This window comes from Anaerosporobacter mobilis DSM 15930 (genome assembly GCF_900142955.1).
Lineage (GTDB): Bacteria > Bacillota > Clostridia > Lachnospirales > Lachnospiraceae > Anaerosporobacter > Anaerosporobacter mobilis.
This window is the reverse complement of the sequence record NZ_FRCP01000005.1, coordinates 385,505-403,226: the sequence shown is the minus strand read 5'-3', so window position 1 is coordinate 403,226 and position 17,722 is coordinate 385,505. Positions and strand designations below refer to the sequence as shown.

The window sequence follows — 17,722 nt, the reverse complement described above, 5'->3', positions numbered from 1 at the left end:
ACTTTGCAAATCCCCCTTTGTATTAGACTATATACACTGTGGGTGTCTGTGAAGGAATTCTTAATAATTTTCTTATTGATTTCTAATCGTCGTAGGTTATCATATAGATATGTAACGTGAATTGTTTTGGGAAGGATATGGTATTTAAATGAAATTATTAATTAAACAAAGAGTTTTTTCTTGGTCGGATACATATGATGTCTATGATGAATATGGCAATGCAAAATATTTTGTTAAGGGAGAATTCTTTTCCCTTGGTCACCAAATTCATGTATATGATTCGCGTACGAGTGAAGAGATAGGAGTAATACATCAGAAATTGTTCTCCTTAATGCCCCGATTTGAAGTGGAGATTAGAGGTCGAGTGATTGGTGAAATCCAGAAGAAGTTTACATTATTCCGACCAAGATATGAGATTGAATATAATGGTTGGAATGTAGATGGGGATTTCCTTGGTTGGAATTACGAGGTTACGAATGGTAGTTCTACAATTATGAATATTGAGAAAGAGATTCTTAATTGGGGAGATACGTATGTAATAGACTTTAACAATCCAGCAGATGAGATTCAAGGGTTAATGTTGGTAATCGCTATTGATGCCGCGAATTGTTCTCAGAATGACTAAATAATGCTTGGATTTTCTGGTTAGAATATACCTGATTGCATTTTACATAGCATAAGTAGAAAGGCGGTACTTGAATGTATTTTAGGGTAGATAATGAACAGGTAGTACCTGTTGATAAGAATACATTTCTTGAGGAACGAAACGTAGTTGCAGTTTTTAATCATAAGCAATGGAAAGAAGAAAAGAAGCTACAAAACAAGTACCAATTGACTCAATCCATAGAGAATGTTCATTTTTGTAAAGTTGAGCGTCATATTGGTTATCTGTTTGGAACTTGTTATGTTCCAATTCCTAAAGAACATATGAGCCATAAAGAATTTGTATTCTATATTATTGAAGGAAAGATTATCTTTATAGATGATAGCAATACAATTGTAGATGAGATTAATCGTATTGCACAGGAGAAGATTCGTCGTAAATATTCGTTGGAACGACTCCTGTACGATGTGCTTATAAACCTTATTGAAAATGATTTGTTATTCCTTGAATTAATCGAACAAGAAATCTCTAAGATTGAAGAATATGTATTAAAAGGAACTCTTGATAATTTTAATACTAAGATGTTAGAGATAAAGAAAATGATTGCAAAATTATATCGTTATTATAGTCAGATGACAGATCTAGGTGAAGAGATTTTAGATAATGAAGAAGAGTTCTTTGAAAAGGAAGGTTATGCTACATTCCGTGTATTTACGGATCGTGCATCAAGGTTACAGAATGAGACACAGACGTTGCGAGAATACGCTATGCAAGTACAAGATGTGTATCAATCGGAAATTGGTATTAGGCAGAACAATGTAATGAAGGTCCTAACAATTGTAACTACGATTTTCCTACCACTTACTTTGATTGTTGGTTGGTATGGAATGAACTTTGTCTATATGCCTGAAATATCTTGGAGATTTGGGTATCCTATGGTTATTTTAATCAGTGCATTAATCGTAATAGGTAGCTTATTATTGTTCAAAAAGAAAAAATACTGGTAGTGGTTTGTTGATTACACTAAGTAACCTTTCTAACAAAATTATTTCTTGACAAAAATGTTAGATAGCAATACAATGTTAGGGTGCTAACAAAAAAGATTAGGAAGCTAACAAAAGGAGGAGAGTATTGATGCCAACTCAACTGATCGGTTTTGAAATTAAAACAGTTTCAAATCTATTAATGAGAAATGTTGATGCTAAACTATCAAAGTTTCATAATCGTGATTATACAAAGATGCATGGTTGGATTATTGGATACATACATGATGAGAGTAAGAATCATGATGTTTTTCAAAAGGATATTGAGAAAGAATTTAAGATTCGTCGTTCAACCGCAACGGGAATTTTGCAGTTGATGGAGAAAAATGGTTATCTGAATCGTCTTCCTGTAGCACATGATGCTAGACTTAAGAAGTTAGTACTTACACAGAAAGCAATTGATTTGAATGAAGAGATTCATTCAAACATTAACGAGTTCGAACGTGAACTTTCTGAATGTCTAACGAAGGAAGAACAAGAGATGTTTTTCAAGATTACAGCTAAGCTTAGAAAGAAGCTAGAGGGTAATTAAGGAGTATGGTATATACTTTTCTATTTTCATAATAATAATAGAAAGCTCATAACAAGTGCTTTCTATTATTTTAGCAGAGAATGTTAGGAAGCTTACAGATAGGGAGCTAACAGATTTAGACAAAAGATTATAGTAAAAGATAGGAGGATTTATATGTTAAAAACATTATTAGCTGAAGTCAAAGAGTATAAAAGGGACTCAATACTGGCTCCAGTTTTTATTACCTTAGAAGTTATTATGGAGATAATCATTCCAGTCATGATGGCTTCTATCATTGATAATGGCGTTGAGAAGGGAAATATACGTCATGTTTGTATTATGGGACTTTGTATGATAGCAGTAGCTATGTTATCACTAACATTTGGTGCGATGTCAGGTAAAGTTGCTGCGAGAGCAAGTACCGGATTTGCAAAAAACATAAGAAATGCTATGTTCAAAAATATACAAAATTATTCCTTTGCTAATATTGATAAATATTCTACAGCAGGTCTAGTGACACGTTTAACTACAGATGTAACTAATGTGCAGAATTCTTATCAAATGGTTATAAGAATGTGTGCTAGGGCACCGTTCATGTTAATCTTTGCAATGATTATGGCGTTCTTAATTAATGCAAGGTTAGCGTTCATTTTCTTAGGAGCAATTGTTTTCCTAGGAGTAGTATTATTCATAATTATTAGTAATGCACATCCAATCTTCTTAACCGTATTTCGTAAGTATGATGATTTGAATGCAAGTGTTCAGGAGAATATCAATGCAATTCGCGTAGTCAAAGCTTATGTTAGAGAAGATTATGAGATTAGTAAGTTTAAAAAAGCGTGTACGAATGTATATTGCATGTTTGTAAAAGCGGAGAAAATCTTGATCTGTAATACGCCAGCCATGCAATTTGCTATGTATTCATGTATCTTATTATTATCATGGTTTGGTGCGAAGATGATTGTTGGAGGTTCTTTAACAACAGGACAATTAATGAGTTTATTCAGTTACGTTATGAATATCTTAATGAGTCTAATGATGATTTCAATGATGTTTGTTATGATTACCATGTCAAAAGCGTCTGGAGATCGTATCGCTGAAGTAATTAATGAAAAGTCTGATTTAACGAATAAAGAAGATTCTATGAAGGTTGTGAAAGATGGTTCTATTGAATTCGATGATGTATCCTTTACATACAAGAAACATGATGAAGGAGAGGAGGAGTCTAATGTATTAAGAAATATTAATTTCAAGATACAATCAGGTCAAACAGTTGGGATTATCGGTGGAACAGGTAGTGCCAAATCATCTCTTGTACAGCTTATCCCAAGACTTTATGATGTAACTGCTGGTAAAGTCTTAGTTGGTGGTGTAGATGTAAGAGATTATGATATGGAGGCGCTTAGAGATGAAGTAGCTATGGTTCTACAAAATAATGTACTATTCTCTGGTACCATCAAAGAGAATCTTAGGTGGGGAGATAAGCAGGCAACAGAGGACCAGATGATTCATGCATGTAAGTTAGCACAGGCAGATGAGTTCATTCGTCAGTTCCCTAATGGATATGATACATTCATTGAACAAGGTGGTAGCAATGTGTCTGGTGGGCAAAAGCAAAGATTATGTATAGCAAGAGCATTACTTAAGAAACCTAAAATCTTAATCTTAGATGATTCTACAAGTGCTGTAGATACAAGAACAGACACTTTAATTCGCAAGGCATTCAAAGAGGAAATTCCGAATACAACAAAGATTATTATTGCGCAGAGAATTACTTCGGTTCAAGATGCAGATCAAATTATTGTGTTGAATGAAGGTGCAATATCTGATATTGGAACACATGAAGAACTCCTTGTAAGTAGTGACATCTACCGTGATGTATATGAATCTCAAACGAAAGGAGCGGATCAAAATGGCAGTAAATAGACAACAGGTACAAAGAACAGCCAAAGGACCGGGACAAGGAATGGTAATGGGTCCCAAGTCAAAACTTGAAAACCCAGGCAAGATTATGAAACGTATGTTAGCATATATATTAAAAAAATACCGAGTTGCATGTATTGCGGTTATTATATGCATCTTTATTAGCTCCTTGGCTAGTGTTATGGGAACCATGTTCATTAAGAATCTAATTGATGATTACATTATGCCATTCTTAGGGCAACAAAACCCAGACTTTTCATCCTTATTACAGGTATTAGGTAAGATGGCACTTGTATATCTCGTTGGAGTAGTTTCAACATGGGCATATTCAAGAATGATGGTTAATGTAGCCCAAGGAACGATGAGAAGTATACGTAATGATTTGTTCAAACACATGGAAACATTGCCAATCAAATATTTTGATACCCATGCACATGGCGATATCATGAGTATCTATACCAACGATACGGATACGTTACGTCAGATGATTAGTCAAAGTATTCCACAGGTAATTTCTTCATTAATAACAATTGTAAGTGTATTCATATCCATGATAATCTTGAATGTTTCGTTAACGCTGGTTACGATTGTGATGGTTATTGTAATGCTGATTGTAACTAAAAAAATTGCATCAAAGAGTGGCACCTATTTTATTGACCAACAAAGAAATCTTGGTAAGGTAAATGGTTTCATTGAAGAGATGATGGAAGGGCAGAAGGTTGTTAAAGTATTCTGTCATGAAGAAGAGAACCTAAAACGTTTTGAAGAGATAAACGAAGAGCTCTTTGAGAGTGCAAACAATGCAAACAAATACGCAAACATTCTAATGCCAATCACTGGTAACTTAGGCCATATTAGTTATGTTCTAACTGCAATAGTAGGGGCACTACTTGCTATTTACAATGTTGGAGGATTTACATTAGGTGGGTTAGCCTCATTCTTACAATTTAACCGTTCTTTCTTCATGCCGTTTTCACAGGTATCACAGCAGATTAACTCTATTATTATGGCACTTGCTGGAGCAGATCGTGTATTTAAATTATTAGATGAAGAACCGGAAGTAGATGATGGTTATGTAGAACTTGTGAATGCATCAATCTCAGATTCAGGTGAAATTACCGAAGTAGAGAAAAGAACTGGAATCTGGGCATGGAAGCATTATCATAAGGCTGACAACTCCATAACTTACCAACAGATGAGTGGGGACGTTGTATTTGACCATGTTGATTTTGGATATAACGATGATAAGATTATTCTTCATGATATAGTTATAGATGCGAAACAAGGGCAGAAGATAGCATTCGTTGGGGCAACTGGAGCAGGTAAGACAACAATTACAAACTTGATTAATCGTTTCTATGATATTCAAGACGGTAAGATTCGATATGATGGTATCAATATCAATAAAATTAAGAAAGCAGACCTTCGTCGCTCTCTAGGAATTGTATTACAAGATACCCATCTATTCACTGGTACGGTTATGGATAACATTCGATATGGTCGATTAGATGCAACAGATGAAGAAGTTATAGAAGCAGCGAAGTTAGCCAATGCACATTATTTTATTAAGCATTTACCTGAAGGGTATAATACGGTTTTAACAGGAGATGGTAGCAACTTATCACAAGGGCAACGCCAGTTACTTGCAATTGCTAGAGCAGCTATAGCAAATCCACCGGTATTAATCCTAGATGAAGCTACATCAAGTATTGATACAAGAACAGAGAAGATAGTTCAAGAGGGTATGGATCGTCTAATGCATGGTAGAACGGTATTCGTAATTGCTCATAGATTGTCTACAATCAAGAATGCAGACGTAATTATGGTACTTGATAAAGGTAATATTATTGAGCGAGGCAATCATGAACGTTTACTTTTAAAGAAAGGAACATATTATCAATTGTATACGGGATTATTGGAACAAAGCTAAGTAACAAGCGTAAGATAAAAAAATAAATATATTAGGAAATACATGAAAAAATAGTTAAATAGACATATTGTGTAAAAAACGATTCTCCTTTATAATGTTTATTATGTCATGTCATGGATTACCCAAGCATACTATAGTATGCTCGCTGTATTACCATAAAACATGATATGAGAATAGGGTAAAGGAGAATTTTATGAAAAAGTTAAGAGGGAGTCTATTAGTATTAATGCTTGTTGTAATCACCATGTTTTCAGGGTGCAGCATGAAAGAATCTAGTAAGCAAGTGTATAGTAAAGGTGTCATCAAAGAGGATACTTATGAGAGTAAATTTCTAAATCTTAAATTTACTACACCAGAAGGATATACTATGTTTGCTGAAGATGATTTGAACCAATATGTTCAATTTGCGGAAGGAATAGTTTATAAGGATAAGGATCAAAAAGTTATTGATTACTCGAAAGCTGTAACTGTATATGAAATGATGTGTGCTGAGGCAACAATTAATTCACCGAATGTAAATATTGTTATTGAAAATCTTTTGGGAAGAAAAGTATCAATAGATGATTATATTGAATCTTCAAAACAACAACTTCTAGCTACGGGAATTGAATACACATTTGGGGATACAACAAAAGATGTTGAACTTGCTGGTGAGAAGTACACGGTCCTTGATTGTGTAGGAAACTACGCTGGTCAAGAGTTGTTACAACAGATGTACATTAGACAAGTTGGAAACAGAATGTTATTATTAACCGTTACATATACGGAGGATACGGCAGAGGGTAAAGACACTTTGTTAGCTGGATTTACAGCGATAAAATAAGGAAAATGGTAAAGATACATATATAATGATAAACAAGTTCGAGATGAAAAAGTTCATTTTGGGCTTGTTTTATGTTTTCCTCTCTTTTTAATCACGTTCCATTGAAATAAAACCTTTAATTAATTAAATAATGTTAAACCATTTCTATTAAACATTGTTTGGAAAGGCAAAAGTACAGGGTCAAAGGCATAGTACATAGATAGAAGGTATTAATAAATTTGAAGGAGTAGAAAGATGGATAATGGGGTGCTTGGAGCTAATAAAGAATATGTTCAACAAACGAAAGTGTATGGTAAAAAAGATGCCTTATTATCTTTTGTTATTTTTGGTATTGTATTCGGAAGTATGTTTCTTCTTCGGCAATTAATTAAGTATTTTTTTCTTTATAAGGGGGAGAACTTATGAGGTATGTCAAACAATTTATCGGAAGAATATTACTACTAGTGGCTATTGATCAAGTGGTAAAGATAATAATTAGTAAGCGATTTATGAATCAGGAATTCAGTATAATAGGGAATCTTATAAGCTTTCAACCCAAACAGAATATAAATTTAACTTGGGGTGGTAATTTCGTCGGGATTCTCAGTAATATATGGCTAGCTTTGATTATTAATATTCTTGTTATTGTGGTCTTACTAAGTGGATATTCTTTTTATCGAAATAAGAAAAATAACCCCAGTATGTCTGTTAATATCTTGTATATCTCGGGAATGGCGGGGGCCATTTGTAGCTTGATAGATAAGATATTCTGGGGTGGAAGTTTGGACTTTATCCAGATATATAATTTTTTTATTTGCGATATTAAAGATTGTTATCTAACGATTGCAGAGTGTTTCTTATTGGTTATTGGGCTTAAGCATGAGAAGGAGATATCATTTAAGGAATACATAGAGTATTGTTTGAAGAAGGGGTAAATACATAGATGAAGATTGCTATTTGTGATGATGAGTTAGTGCAGAGAGAATATATTTCTGCGAGTGTACAAAGATATTTTAATGAAAAAGTAATTCCAGTATGTATTCAAGAATATGAAAGTGCTGAAGAACTATGGTTTCAGTTTGATTTGAATAGCGATATAGATATTGTTCTCTTAGATATTCAAATGGCAGGAATGGATGGAGTATCTCTTGCTAAGAAATTACGTAGTAAGAACGAGGCATTATCCATTATTTTCATTACGGCTATGACAGATTATATATTTGAAGGATTTCAGGTAAATGCTATTAATTATTTATTAAAGCCATATGAAGAAGAAAAGCTATATGATTGTTTGAATAAGGCGATGGAACAATGTAATAAACAGGATAGCTATTTACTATTACGAGTGGAAAAAGAAATTGTAAAAATTAAAAAGGATCATATTATTCGTGTAGAAAGTGAGGGGCATTATCTAAATATATTTACAGGAGAGCAGAGTTACCGAATAAAAAGAAGTATGAAAGAGATGGAAAGCGTGCTAATAGAAGATAATTTCTTTAAAATTAGTCGTAGTGATATATTGAATTTATATAGCATTGCTCGAATTACCCCAAAGGAAGTTTCTTTGATGAATGGAGATAAGATACTGGTTCCAAGAGGAAAGCATCGCGAGATTAGTGAAGCATTTATGAATTGTCATTTCAGGAGGGAGAATATGCAATGTTGATGGCTAGTATCTTTTTCCTGGTGGGAGTTGTATTATGTGCATTATGGATGTTTCCGGTTGTCGAAGAAGGAAAAAGTTTGATAGTAGTATTCTTTATGATGATTAGCGTGCTTGTTGTAACCAAGTATTTAGATATTGTTGTGGTGGGTTGGTTTATTCAACTGATTTTAATTGATTTGTATATATTGTTCTATGCAAAAGAGTATGAACATTATATAAGTTATTGTCTCTTACAACTAGGTCTATTGGGTGTGCTTTTAATTATGTTTGTGGTATTAGGTGGAGTTAAGTTTCTAATGTTGTTACCAATCCTTTTCGTTCCTGTTGTTTATCTTATACAATTGTGGTTGCAAAAAAGAAGGAAGTATGTACTGTTTATTGGGATAAGCTTTTTTTCTATTATATTCTTTTATTTAGGATTAGAAGGATATGGTTACATAATGTATGCTTGTACAATCTGTTTATTATACTTAATTGAGTCGTTATACAGAGGTTTTAAGCAAAATTTTGTTAAGAATACGAAAGATTTTCAGGATCAAGTTATGTTGCACCATTATGATGAAGTAAAATCTGTATATCTCAATATGCGGGGGTGGCGTCATGATTATCACAACCATATTCAGACTATGAAAGCATATCTTGCACTTGAGCGCTATGACTGTATTGGAGAGTACCTTGGGGAGCTTGAGAAGGATTTGAACACGGTGGATAATCTGATTAAAAGTGGAAATCTAATGGTAGATGCTATACTTAATTCTAAACTATCATTAGCGAAAAATCACAATATTCCTATTAATTGTAAAGTCGCAATACCAGAGAAAATAAATATTTCGGATATTGATATATGTGTCATGTTAGGAAATCTACTGGATAATGCAATTGAGGCTTGTGATCAGATTGAGGAGGAGAAAAGGTTTATTCGAATCTATGGTGATATTGTTCATAGCCAGTTTTATTTTTCCGTGTTTAATTCTGCCACAGAGGAAATCAGCTTTAATCAAAAAAACTATATCAGTGAAAAACGTGGAGAACATGGGCATGGTATGAAACGTGTTAAGCTTACCGTGGATAAATATGAAGGATATTTGAATTTGAAAAATGAACCAGGAGTCTTTGCAAGTGAAATTATGATACCTTTATAGAAATATTTATTAATTCTAGAAAAAAGCTGTTTGGTGAATGAAATATGATATTTCATGAACAAAGCAGTTTTTTTTATTTTATGACGATATAATATGAATCGTATTTGACAATTATCTATCTTAATACATGAGAAGGGGGAGGAGTAAATATGTTAAGTAGAGAAGAAGCAAGAAAACAATATACACTTTTACGAAATATGAAGTATGCGTTATCAGATATGAAGATTATTGGATATCGTTACTATGTCTATTTGCTGTTAGATATCTTGATTCAAATTATTGTACCTTTTTTATTAATACAAATACCGGCACAAGTGGTACGACTATTACAAAATCAGATAGAACTAGAAAAACTACTACTGTATATTCTAGTCTGTATTGGCGGCATTTTGATATTGAATCTTGTTCGTACTTTTGCACACCAGCAAATTGATAATATGGTCTTTGTCCTTACAGAAGTTCAATACTGGCGTAAATTAAATAAGAAGGTACTGTCTTGTGATTTAAAACAATTAGAGGATAATGAAGAACAAGAACGTTTACATGAAGTTAGAAGCAGTTTACAGGATCAGGATGGGGTGGACCATTTTGCTGGTATTCGGGGTTTCTACTTTTATGGAATTAATCTTATAATTAATGTTATGGGATTTTTATTGTATGCATATCTGGCTGGGAGAGTACATCCGTTATTGCTTGTAATATTAATTTTAACTGCAGTTATGAATTGTTTTGCTAAGTCGAAAGCAATTCGGTATCAATTCAACCATATAACAACCTTTTGGAAAAATGCTAGGAAGTTTTGGTATCTAAAAAGAGAGTCGATTAATACAGAAAAGACGAAAGATATACGTATGTATCATATGTATAATTGGTTTGAGAGTGAGCTTGATACGAATACAAAAGAGGCAAAGGAAGTTTATAATGATATACAGAAACGACATTGTTATGCAAACATAGTGGTGAAAATCACATCTATGATTCGAGATGGTTTTGCATATGGATTTTTAATTTATCAATTAATGCATAATTCAATGGACGTTGCAGAGTTTCTCTTTTATATTGGAGTTGTAGCAGGATTTGGAGTTTGGGTAAGTCAAATTGTTGATAGCTATACATATTTACGAAAAATTAATGATGAAATTGCGCTGTTTCGCGCCTATATTAATGAAGATAAGAACGCAAAGGAAGAGAAAGCTATAGAACATTCGATACCAGAAACTTGTCATACGATAACTTTTGAGGATGTAAGTTTTGGTTATTATGAGGCAATGATATTTGATCACTTTTCTTTGACCATTAAGGTAGGCGAGAAGGTAGCATTAGTTGGTGTGAATGGAGCAGGGAAGACAACCTTAATGAAATTAATGTGTGGATTATATCCGTTAAATGGAGGAAGGATTTTAGTGGATGGGCAGGATATAGCCATGTTAGATAAAGATCTGTATTATCGTTATATTTCGATTCTGTTTCAAGATGTTCATGTACTTCCCTTCTCAATCGCTAAGAATGTTTCCTGTGCATGGACAACAAAGGAGATGACGGAAATGGAGGCAGAAGGGAATGATAATCTCTTAAGTCGTGCCTTTACGAAATTAGATTCTGAAACTTTAATAAATAACATCTATGAGGAAAAACGGATAGTAGATGCCTTAAAACAGGCCAATCTATGGGATAAAATATGTACATTACCAAAAGGAATTCACACGCCGCTTACACAGATTTTAGATGTGGAAGGGATTCAGTTATCTGGTGGGGAGACACAACGTTTGATGTTGGCACGTGCATTATATAAGGATGCACCTATCTTGATCCTTGATGAACCAACAGCAGCATTAGACCCAATTGCGGAGAGTGAATTATACGAAGAATATGCAAATTTAAGTGAGGGGAAAATTGCAGTGTTCATTTCGCACCGGTTAAGTTCTACTCGTTTTTGTGATCGTATCTTATTCTTAGAGGAGGGAAAGATACTAGAAGAAGGTAACCATGAAACTTTAATGAATCAGAATGGAAAGTATGCGAATATGTATCGAATACAGTCCCATTACTATCAAAAGGAGGTGGAGCGATATGAAGCAGGCATCTAAAATAGGGCGGGATACCTATCGATTGCTGAAGATGGTTCACTCTTTAGATCGAAACTTTATACCAGTATCGTTAATAGGTGCCGTATCAAATGCCTCAGAACCATTTATTACTATAGTGGGGAGTGCGTATATTATCGATTCCTTATTACTAGGAGAGTGGAAGAAAGCGATATTACAAGCAGTAGTAATGATTGTGTTAACTGGTATGGTAGGAATTCTATCTAGTTATGTTAATCAAATAATAGAAGTAAAAAGTATGACTATTAATCGGAAATGTAATAGTAAAATACTTTTGAAGGCTATTTCGCTAGACTATGCAACATTTGAAGATAAAAAGAATCTAGAGGAATTTCAAGCGGCAGACTATAATGTTTCTCGTAATGGTGGATTTGGTAGGTATATGCTTTACTTTACAGAAATATTAACGGGTACAGTTGGATTTTTAGTTGCAATTATTATGTTAGTGAAGCTTTGTCTTGAGGAAATAAAATTAGCAGGATTCCTTGGAGTCATCACTTCAAGAATAGGATCTTTTACATTAATAGGTGTACTAATTTTAATATTAGCAGTGATCTATTCCGCTTTATCAAAAGATATCCGTAAGAAGAACTTTGCCATGTACCAGGAGATGATGGATATCAATCAAAAGATGGAATTTATGACAATGGAACTCACTATGGATGTTGACTACGCAAAAGAAATCCGCTTATATCGAATGGGAGGAATGATTTATGCGGAATGGAAAAAACTAAATATAGAAATTATCTCGTTCTACCAACGATTTTGGAAGACTACAAGACGATTCTTAATGACAACCTCTTTCTTGAATGATCTGGTTCTTCTACTAGCGTATCTTTTTGTTATTGTTAAAACATATGTGGGGGCAATATCTATTGGAGCATTTACTAGATATGTTGGAGCGGTCAGACAGATGAACGCTTCGCTTAGAGCTGTCATTGACGCATTGAGTGAATTTCAACTTTGCCAATCATATTTGTCCTTCTATACCGGGTTTCTGGATAAAAAGAGTAAGTTAGATACGGGTTCCTTACCAGTAGAGAAACGTAAAGATAATGAATATGAGTTCGAGTTTCATCATGTAAGTTTTAGATACCCTGAAAGTAAGGAATACACACTAAACGATGTATCGGTTAAATTAGATATGAAAAGTCGCTTTGCTGTGGTGGGGCGTAATGGTGCAGGGAAGACAACTTTTATTAAATTGCTCTGCAGATTATATGATGTTACAGAAGGCAAGATTACGTTAAATGGGGTGGATATTCGAAGCTATGATTATCAAGAATATCTAAATCTCTTTGCCACAGTATTCCAGGATTTCTCATTGTTCTCTATATCGGTAAAAGAGAATGTGGGGTGTAGTGAGAATATAGATGAGGAGAAGGTTTGGAAGGTATTAGAATGCGCTGGCGTTAAGGAGAAAATCGATACTATGTCTAATAAGTTAGACACGCAATTATTTCATAACTCAGGCGAAGGGGAAGATATCTCTGGTGGTGAGGCTCAAAAGGTTGCTATTGCGAGAGCATTATATAAAGATGCACCATTTGTTATCTTAGACGAACCAACAGCAGCGCTTGATCCGATTAGTGAGCATGAGATCTATACTCGTTTTAATGAGATGGTTCATGATAAGACTAGTATCTATATATCACATAGAATGAGCAGCTGCCGTTTCTGTGATGATATATTGGTTTTTGACAAAGGAGTGTTAGTGCAAAGGGGAAGTCATGAAACTTTGATGAACGAGGAGAATAAGATCTATGCGAAACTCTGGAATGCTCAGGCAAGATATTATGCTGATGAGGTAGATGAGGGATTAGGTTAATTATATTATTTAATAAAGAGAAAAGGATTAGATAAATAACAAAACATTGAATGAATAACCCAATATTGTGTAAGTATCAAAATCTTGGTATACTAAGTATTATCTATTGAAGTACGATTCGTATTAAGTTAAGATGTAGAATAGTTTTGTATAAGAAATAGTTATCATCAAACCACAGAGGGAGGATCTTAATATGTTAGAATATTTGTTAAGTATTAAAAAATCAAGTATGAGTCCAAAAACACTCTATGCAACACAGCACATATATTAGTGAGCGATTCGGTGCATAGAGCGATTATTGAATCGCAAATATATGAATGTGTTGCACTCTAATAAATATGTAATTGATTATTAGAAGGAGTGATTCGCATGTCATATGTAAACGCTAAAGAAGTTTTTCCTGAGGAACTTTTGATTGAAATTCGTAAATATTTTAATAGCGGTCTAATATATATTCCACTTTCTGAAGACGAGCATAAGGAATGGGGAAGCAATACCACAACGAAAAGCCTCTTAGAAGAGAGAAACAGGGAAATCAAAAGCAAAAAGCTAGCAGGATACAAGATAGAGGAACTTATGAAAGAATATCATCTTTCATACGATTCTGTAAAAAGAATAGTATACAGGCGTTAATGTTTCTATATAGAAGAGGGGCAGTCTTAAGTGACAGTTCCTCTTTTTGTGTTATAAATGGTTTAAATCAAGATAACACTAGATAAAATCGGTGAAATTGAGTAGTATGTTGATATAAAATAGTAAATATAGCAATTCTGCTATAACGAATATAGATGCGAGAGGGAGAACAGATTATGAGAGAAGAATTTTGTCTATTACCAATGAACAGCGGTAACTTGAATAGATGCGTAGATTTATTTATAGAGACCTTTTCAAAAGAACCGTGGAACGATGTATATGATTCCAGAGAACAGGTGGTTACATTTTTTGAAAACTATAGAAACAATAATTATTTTCTTGGATATGTCCTAGTGAAAGGAGAGGAAGTTATTGCATTAAGTTTAGGAGAAAGAAAACCTTGGATCAAAGGAATGGAATATTATATTGATCAGTTTTGCGTTAGTAGAGAATTTCAAGGAAATGGAATCGGAAGCTATTTCTTAAATTTTATTGAATCGGATATTAGAAAAGAGGGGATGAACGCTATTATATTAATGACGGATCGGGGATTCCCTTCTGAAAGATTTTATAAAAAGAATGGCTTTACAGAATGTGAAGAGATTATTTTTCTTGCAAAGTAAATATCCATGTAAAGAAAATTAAGTAGAATTTGATAAAAGAAAATTATAAAAGAATTAAATTAGAAGATGACAACGTACTGTGGAGAATCCAATACAATGGCTTCTATATTAGGGGAGGAGTAAGAAAATGAAAATAGAATTACAAGAAGTTGAATTAGAAGAAAAGGAAATATTAAAAAATCTTTTAGAAAAATATGAATATGAATTCTCTCAATGGACCAATAAAGAAGTGAATAAATTAGGCTTATATGGTTATGAATATCTTGATTATTATTGGACAGAAAAAAGGCGTTATCCATTCTTTATAATGGTAGATGGTCAGTTGGCAGGTTTTGTAATGATTAACGATTTTCCAGAAGCGGATGAAGAAGTAGATTATGTGATATCAGAGTTTTTTGTCATGTATAAGTATAGAAGACTAGGAGTTGGAAGAGTTGCAGCGTTTAAAGCTTTTGATAGTTTTAGCGGGCGTTGGCAGTTAAAGAGACATCCAAAAAACAAAGCATCTGTTTATTTTTGGGATAAGGTAGTTAAGGAATATACAAAAGGTGACTATCGGCTAATTGAAGGTTATATGGATACAGAATATGAAGATGGAACATTGGGAGATGTTTTCTTTTTTGACAATAGAAAGGTAAAGGGATAATAATGAATGAGATTAATTCAAACAAAGAAGCTTGGGGGCAATTATCAAAAGATCACTATAACACGTTCTTGAAACAGTATCGTAATAATAGATACCAATTGAATTCTTATATACAACAAGAATTAGGTGATATTAATGGTAAGCAAATAATTCATTTGCAGTGCAACACAGGAGCTGATACAATTAAGTTAGCGCAGATGGGAGCGAGTCGTGTAGTTGGTATTGATTTAGTCCCAGATAATATATTTTACGCAAAGCAGCTAGCAAAGGATTTAGAAGTTGAACATGTAGATTTTATTGAATCAGATATCATGAAATTGGCGGAGATTCATGAGGATACATACGATATGGTGTTTACCTCTGAGGGAGCACTAGGTTGGCTTCCTGATTTGAATATCTGGGCAAATACGATTCGCAAGTTATTGAAAGAGAATGGATATCTATATGTTTTTGATTCTCATCCGTTTTTCTTAACATTTGATGAAAGCAAGGTAGGAAAAGAGATCTACGAGATTAAATATCCTTATCTTTCAAAAGAACCAGATGTGTGTGATACTATTGGTGGTTATGCTTCGGAAGTAAAAGAAGGGGCTAAAAATTACTTTTGGCTGCATACGGTATCTGATATTATTAATGCACTAACAAGAGCGGGATTACATATTGAGTTTTTCAATGAATTTTCAGAGAATTTTTTTAATTCAGGGGATATGCTTCCGGTAGAAGGAAAAGGGTTATATGAATACGCTCATAACAAAGACAAGTATCCTATGTCCTTTAGTTTGAAAGCATCCGTATATAAGAATTCGTATTAGATAGGTAAATACTTATGGAGAAGAAGGAGTGATAAGTATGGAAATTAAAATAATTGAGCAAGAATTTTCAGTCTGCAAAGTTAAGGATTTCTCTGAAGTAGATTTATCAGATGAATATTGTTTTCTTAGTAAAACTGACGAAGAATTGTCGCTAGTTTGTAGTACTAAATCAGTTCCCGATAATATTGTTGAATGTGATAATGGCTGGAGTGCATTTAGAATTCAAGGAATTCTGGATTTTTCTCTGATTGGAATTTTATCCAAGATATCTACTCTGTTAGCAGAGAATAGAATTGGAATATTCGCCATATCCACCTATAACACAGATTATATATTGACGAAGGAAGAAAACTTTAATAGTGCAATTGCCATTCTTAGAGACAATGGATATGAAATCGTGTTATAAGTCGAACCTGACTTTTCTTTGCAACGATTGCAAGGAAGTATCATTCGTATCGTGTTATGATCTTTATAGAAAGGGGGAGGTGTGAATGAAGTACCTTGAAGACATGAACCTTGCAATGGATTATATTGAAGATAATTTGCATGGCAAAACAAATTATGAAAAAATAGCCCAAATAGCTTGTTGTTCAGTGTATCATTTCCAAAGAGTGTTTACGTTTATGACGGATATTACACTATCGGAGTATATTCGTCGTCGGAAGATGACATTGGCAGCATTTGAGTTGCAAAGTAGCAGCATAAAGGTTGTTGATCTTGCTTTTCGTTATGGATATGAATCACCAGAAGCTTTTACCAGAGCGTTTCAAGGAATACATGGTATTACTCCTACAGCAGCGCGCAGCTTAGGAGCTGATATTAAAGCATTCCCACGTATCTCTTTTCAAATATCTATTAAAGGAGCGAATGCGATGAATTACAAAATTGTTGAAAAAGAAGCGTTTGAGGTGTATGGTATTGAGGAGATTTTTGATACGGTTAATGGAGAAAATCTTAAGAAAATACCTGAGTTTTGGCTTGAGAAACTATCAAATGGTGAATGTGCGAAGCTTGTAAAATCAGCAGGATATCCTAGTATTGTTAATGCTGTTTGTGGGTATCGCAAGATGGAAGGGACTAAATTCCCTTATATGTTATGTGTAATGAAGACAGCATTAAGTGACACTACAGGATATACAGTAGTTGATGTTCCTAAAGCTACTTGGGCAGTGTTTGAGAATGAATCTCATAGTATAGAAGAAACCTCAAATGCTCTACAAGAACTAAATTCTCGCATCTATACGGACTGGTTACCAACTGCAAATTATGAAATTGTTGATGGGTATGATTTTGAGATGTACTATTCAGACTTTGACGGTAAATTCCATGAAGAAACATGGATTAGAGTAATTCCTAAATAATGAGCAATATTATTAAAATTACCATAAGGTGAATAACCTATTTCGTAACAAAGACCTTTCCTGAGTTTATAAAAGCTCCGGGAAGGTCTTTTT

The 17,722-nt window shown here is 33.7% G+C and carries 18 protein-coding genes; all 18 read left to right on the top strand.

Annotation, left to right across the window (positions count from 1 at the left end):
* Window positions 1–148 precede the first annotated feature (148 nt).
* The 18 genes from BUB90_RS01740 (at window position 149) to BUB90_RS01660 (ending at window position 17,629) form a co-directional block, all read left to right on the top strand.
* Window positions 149–625 carry an LURP-one-related/scramblase family protein gene (locus BUB90_RS01740; protein ID WP_073282104.1) on the top strand — a complete coding sequence of 159 codons (477 nt, stop codon included), beginning with the start codon at window positions 149–151 and terminating at the stop codon, window positions 623–625.
* A gap of 74 nt (window positions 626–699) precedes the next feature.
* Window positions 700–1,611 carry a magnesium transporter CorA family protein gene (locus BUB90_RS01735; protein ID WP_073282102.1) on the top strand — a complete coding sequence of 304 codons (912 nt, stop codon included), beginning with the start codon at window positions 700–702 and terminating at the stop codon, window positions 1,609–1,611.
* Between the two features lie 127 nt (window positions 1,612–1,738).
* Window positions 1,739–2,179: a MarR family winged helix-turn-helix transcriptional regulator gene (locus BUB90_RS01730; RefSeq protein WP_073282100.1), complete on the top strand. Its 441-nt coding sequence runs from the start codon at window positions 1,739–1,741 to the stop codon at window positions 2,177–2,179.
* Window positions 2,180–2,332: 153 nt separating this feature from the next.
* Entirely contained in the window at window positions 2,333–4,084 is a 1,752-nt protein-coding gene (locus BUB90_RS01725; RefSeq protein WP_073282098.1) for an ABC transporter ATP-binding protein, read from the top strand.
* Entirely contained in the window at window positions 4,071–6,011 is a 1,941-nt protein-coding gene (locus BUB90_RS01720) for an ABC transporter ATP-binding protein (protein ID WP_084139025.1), read from the top strand. Before BUB90_RS01725 ends, BUB90_RS01720 begins: the two co-directional genes overlap by 14 nt.
* 193 nt (window positions 6,012–6,204) lie before the next feature.
* Entirely contained in the window at window positions 6,205–6,834 is a 630-nt protein-coding gene (locus tag BUB90_RS01715; RefSeq protein ID WP_073282096.1) for a hypothetical protein, read from the top strand.
* 234 nt (window positions 6,835–7,068) lie between these two features.
* Window positions 7,069–7,239, top strand: coding sequence for a hypothetical protein (locus tag BUB90_RS23370; RefSeq protein ID WP_170865421.1), 171 nt, complete (start codon window positions 7,069–7,071; stop codon window positions 7,237–7,239).
* On the top strand, window positions 7,236–7,748 hold the full coding sequence (locus BUB90_RS01710; RefSeq protein ID WP_073282094.1) for a signal peptidase II: 513 nt from the start codon (window positions 7,236–7,238) through the stop codon (window positions 7,746–7,748). The genes BUB90_RS23370 and BUB90_RS01710 overlap by 4 nt, the downstream gene beginning before the upstream one ends.
* An 8-nt stretch (window positions 7,749–7,756) precedes the next feature.
* Window positions 7,757–8,479: a LytR/AlgR family response regulator transcription factor gene (locus BUB90_RS01705; RefSeq protein ID WP_073282092.1), complete on the top strand. Its 723-nt coding sequence runs from the start codon at window positions 7,757–7,759 to the stop codon at window positions 8,477–8,479.
* A complete protein-coding gene (locus tag BUB90_RS23880) occupies window positions 8,473–9,621 on the top strand; it encodes a sensor histidine kinase (protein ID WP_242952457.1) in 1,149 nt (382 codons plus the stop codon). Before BUB90_RS01705 ends, BUB90_RS23880 begins: the two co-directional genes overlap by 7 nt.
* 149 nt (window positions 9,622–9,770) lie before the next feature.
* The gene (locus BUB90_RS01695; protein WP_073282090.1) at window positions 9,771–11,708 is read left to right on the top strand and encodes an ABC transporter ATP-binding protein; all 1,938 of its coding nucleotides are present in this window, start codon (window positions 9,771–9,773) and stop codon (window positions 11,706–11,708) included.
* Window positions 11,692–13,554, top strand: a complete 1,863-nt coding sequence (locus BUB90_RS01690; protein ID WP_073282088.1) for an ABC transporter ATP-binding protein — start codon at window positions 11,692–11,694, stop codon at window positions 13,552–13,554. Before BUB90_RS01695 ends, BUB90_RS01690 begins: the two co-directional genes overlap by 17 nt.
* Before the next feature lie 369 nt (window positions 13,555–13,923).
* Complete coding sequence (locus BUB90_RS01685) at window positions 13,924–14,187, top strand: CD3324 family protein (RefSeq protein ID WP_073282086.1); 264 nt, start codon at window positions 13,924–13,926, stop codon at window positions 14,185–14,187.
* 176 nt (window positions 14,188–14,363) lie between these two features.
* On the top strand, window positions 14,364–14,810 hold the full coding sequence (locus BUB90_RS01680) for a GNAT family N-acetyltransferase (RefSeq protein ID WP_073282084.1): 447 nt from the start codon (window positions 14,364–14,366) through the stop codon (window positions 14,808–14,810).
* A gap of 127 nt (window positions 14,811–14,937) precedes the next feature.
* On the top strand, window positions 14,938–15,456 hold the full coding sequence (locus BUB90_RS01675) for a GNAT family N-acetyltransferase (protein ID WP_073282082.1): 519 nt from the start codon (window positions 14,938–14,940) through the stop codon (window positions 15,454–15,456).
* Between the two features lie 2 nt (window positions 15,457–15,458).
* Entirely contained in the window at window positions 15,459–16,268 is an 810-nt protein-coding gene (locus BUB90_RS01670) for a class I SAM-dependent methyltransferase (protein ID WP_073282080.1), read from the top strand.
* A gap of 37 nt (window positions 16,269–16,305) precedes the next feature.
* Window positions 16,306–16,674: an ACT domain-containing protein gene (locus tag BUB90_RS01665; protein ID WP_073282074.1), complete on the top strand. Its 369-nt coding sequence runs from the start codon at window positions 16,306–16,308 to the stop codon at window positions 16,672–16,674.
* Window positions 16,675–16,759: 85 nt separating this feature from the next.
* On the top strand, window positions 16,760–17,629 hold the full coding sequence (locus BUB90_RS01660; protein WP_073282072.1) for an AraC family transcriptional regulator: 870 nt from the start codon (window positions 16,760–16,762) through the stop codon (window positions 17,627–17,629).
* Window positions 17,630–17,722 lie beyond the last annotated feature (93 nt).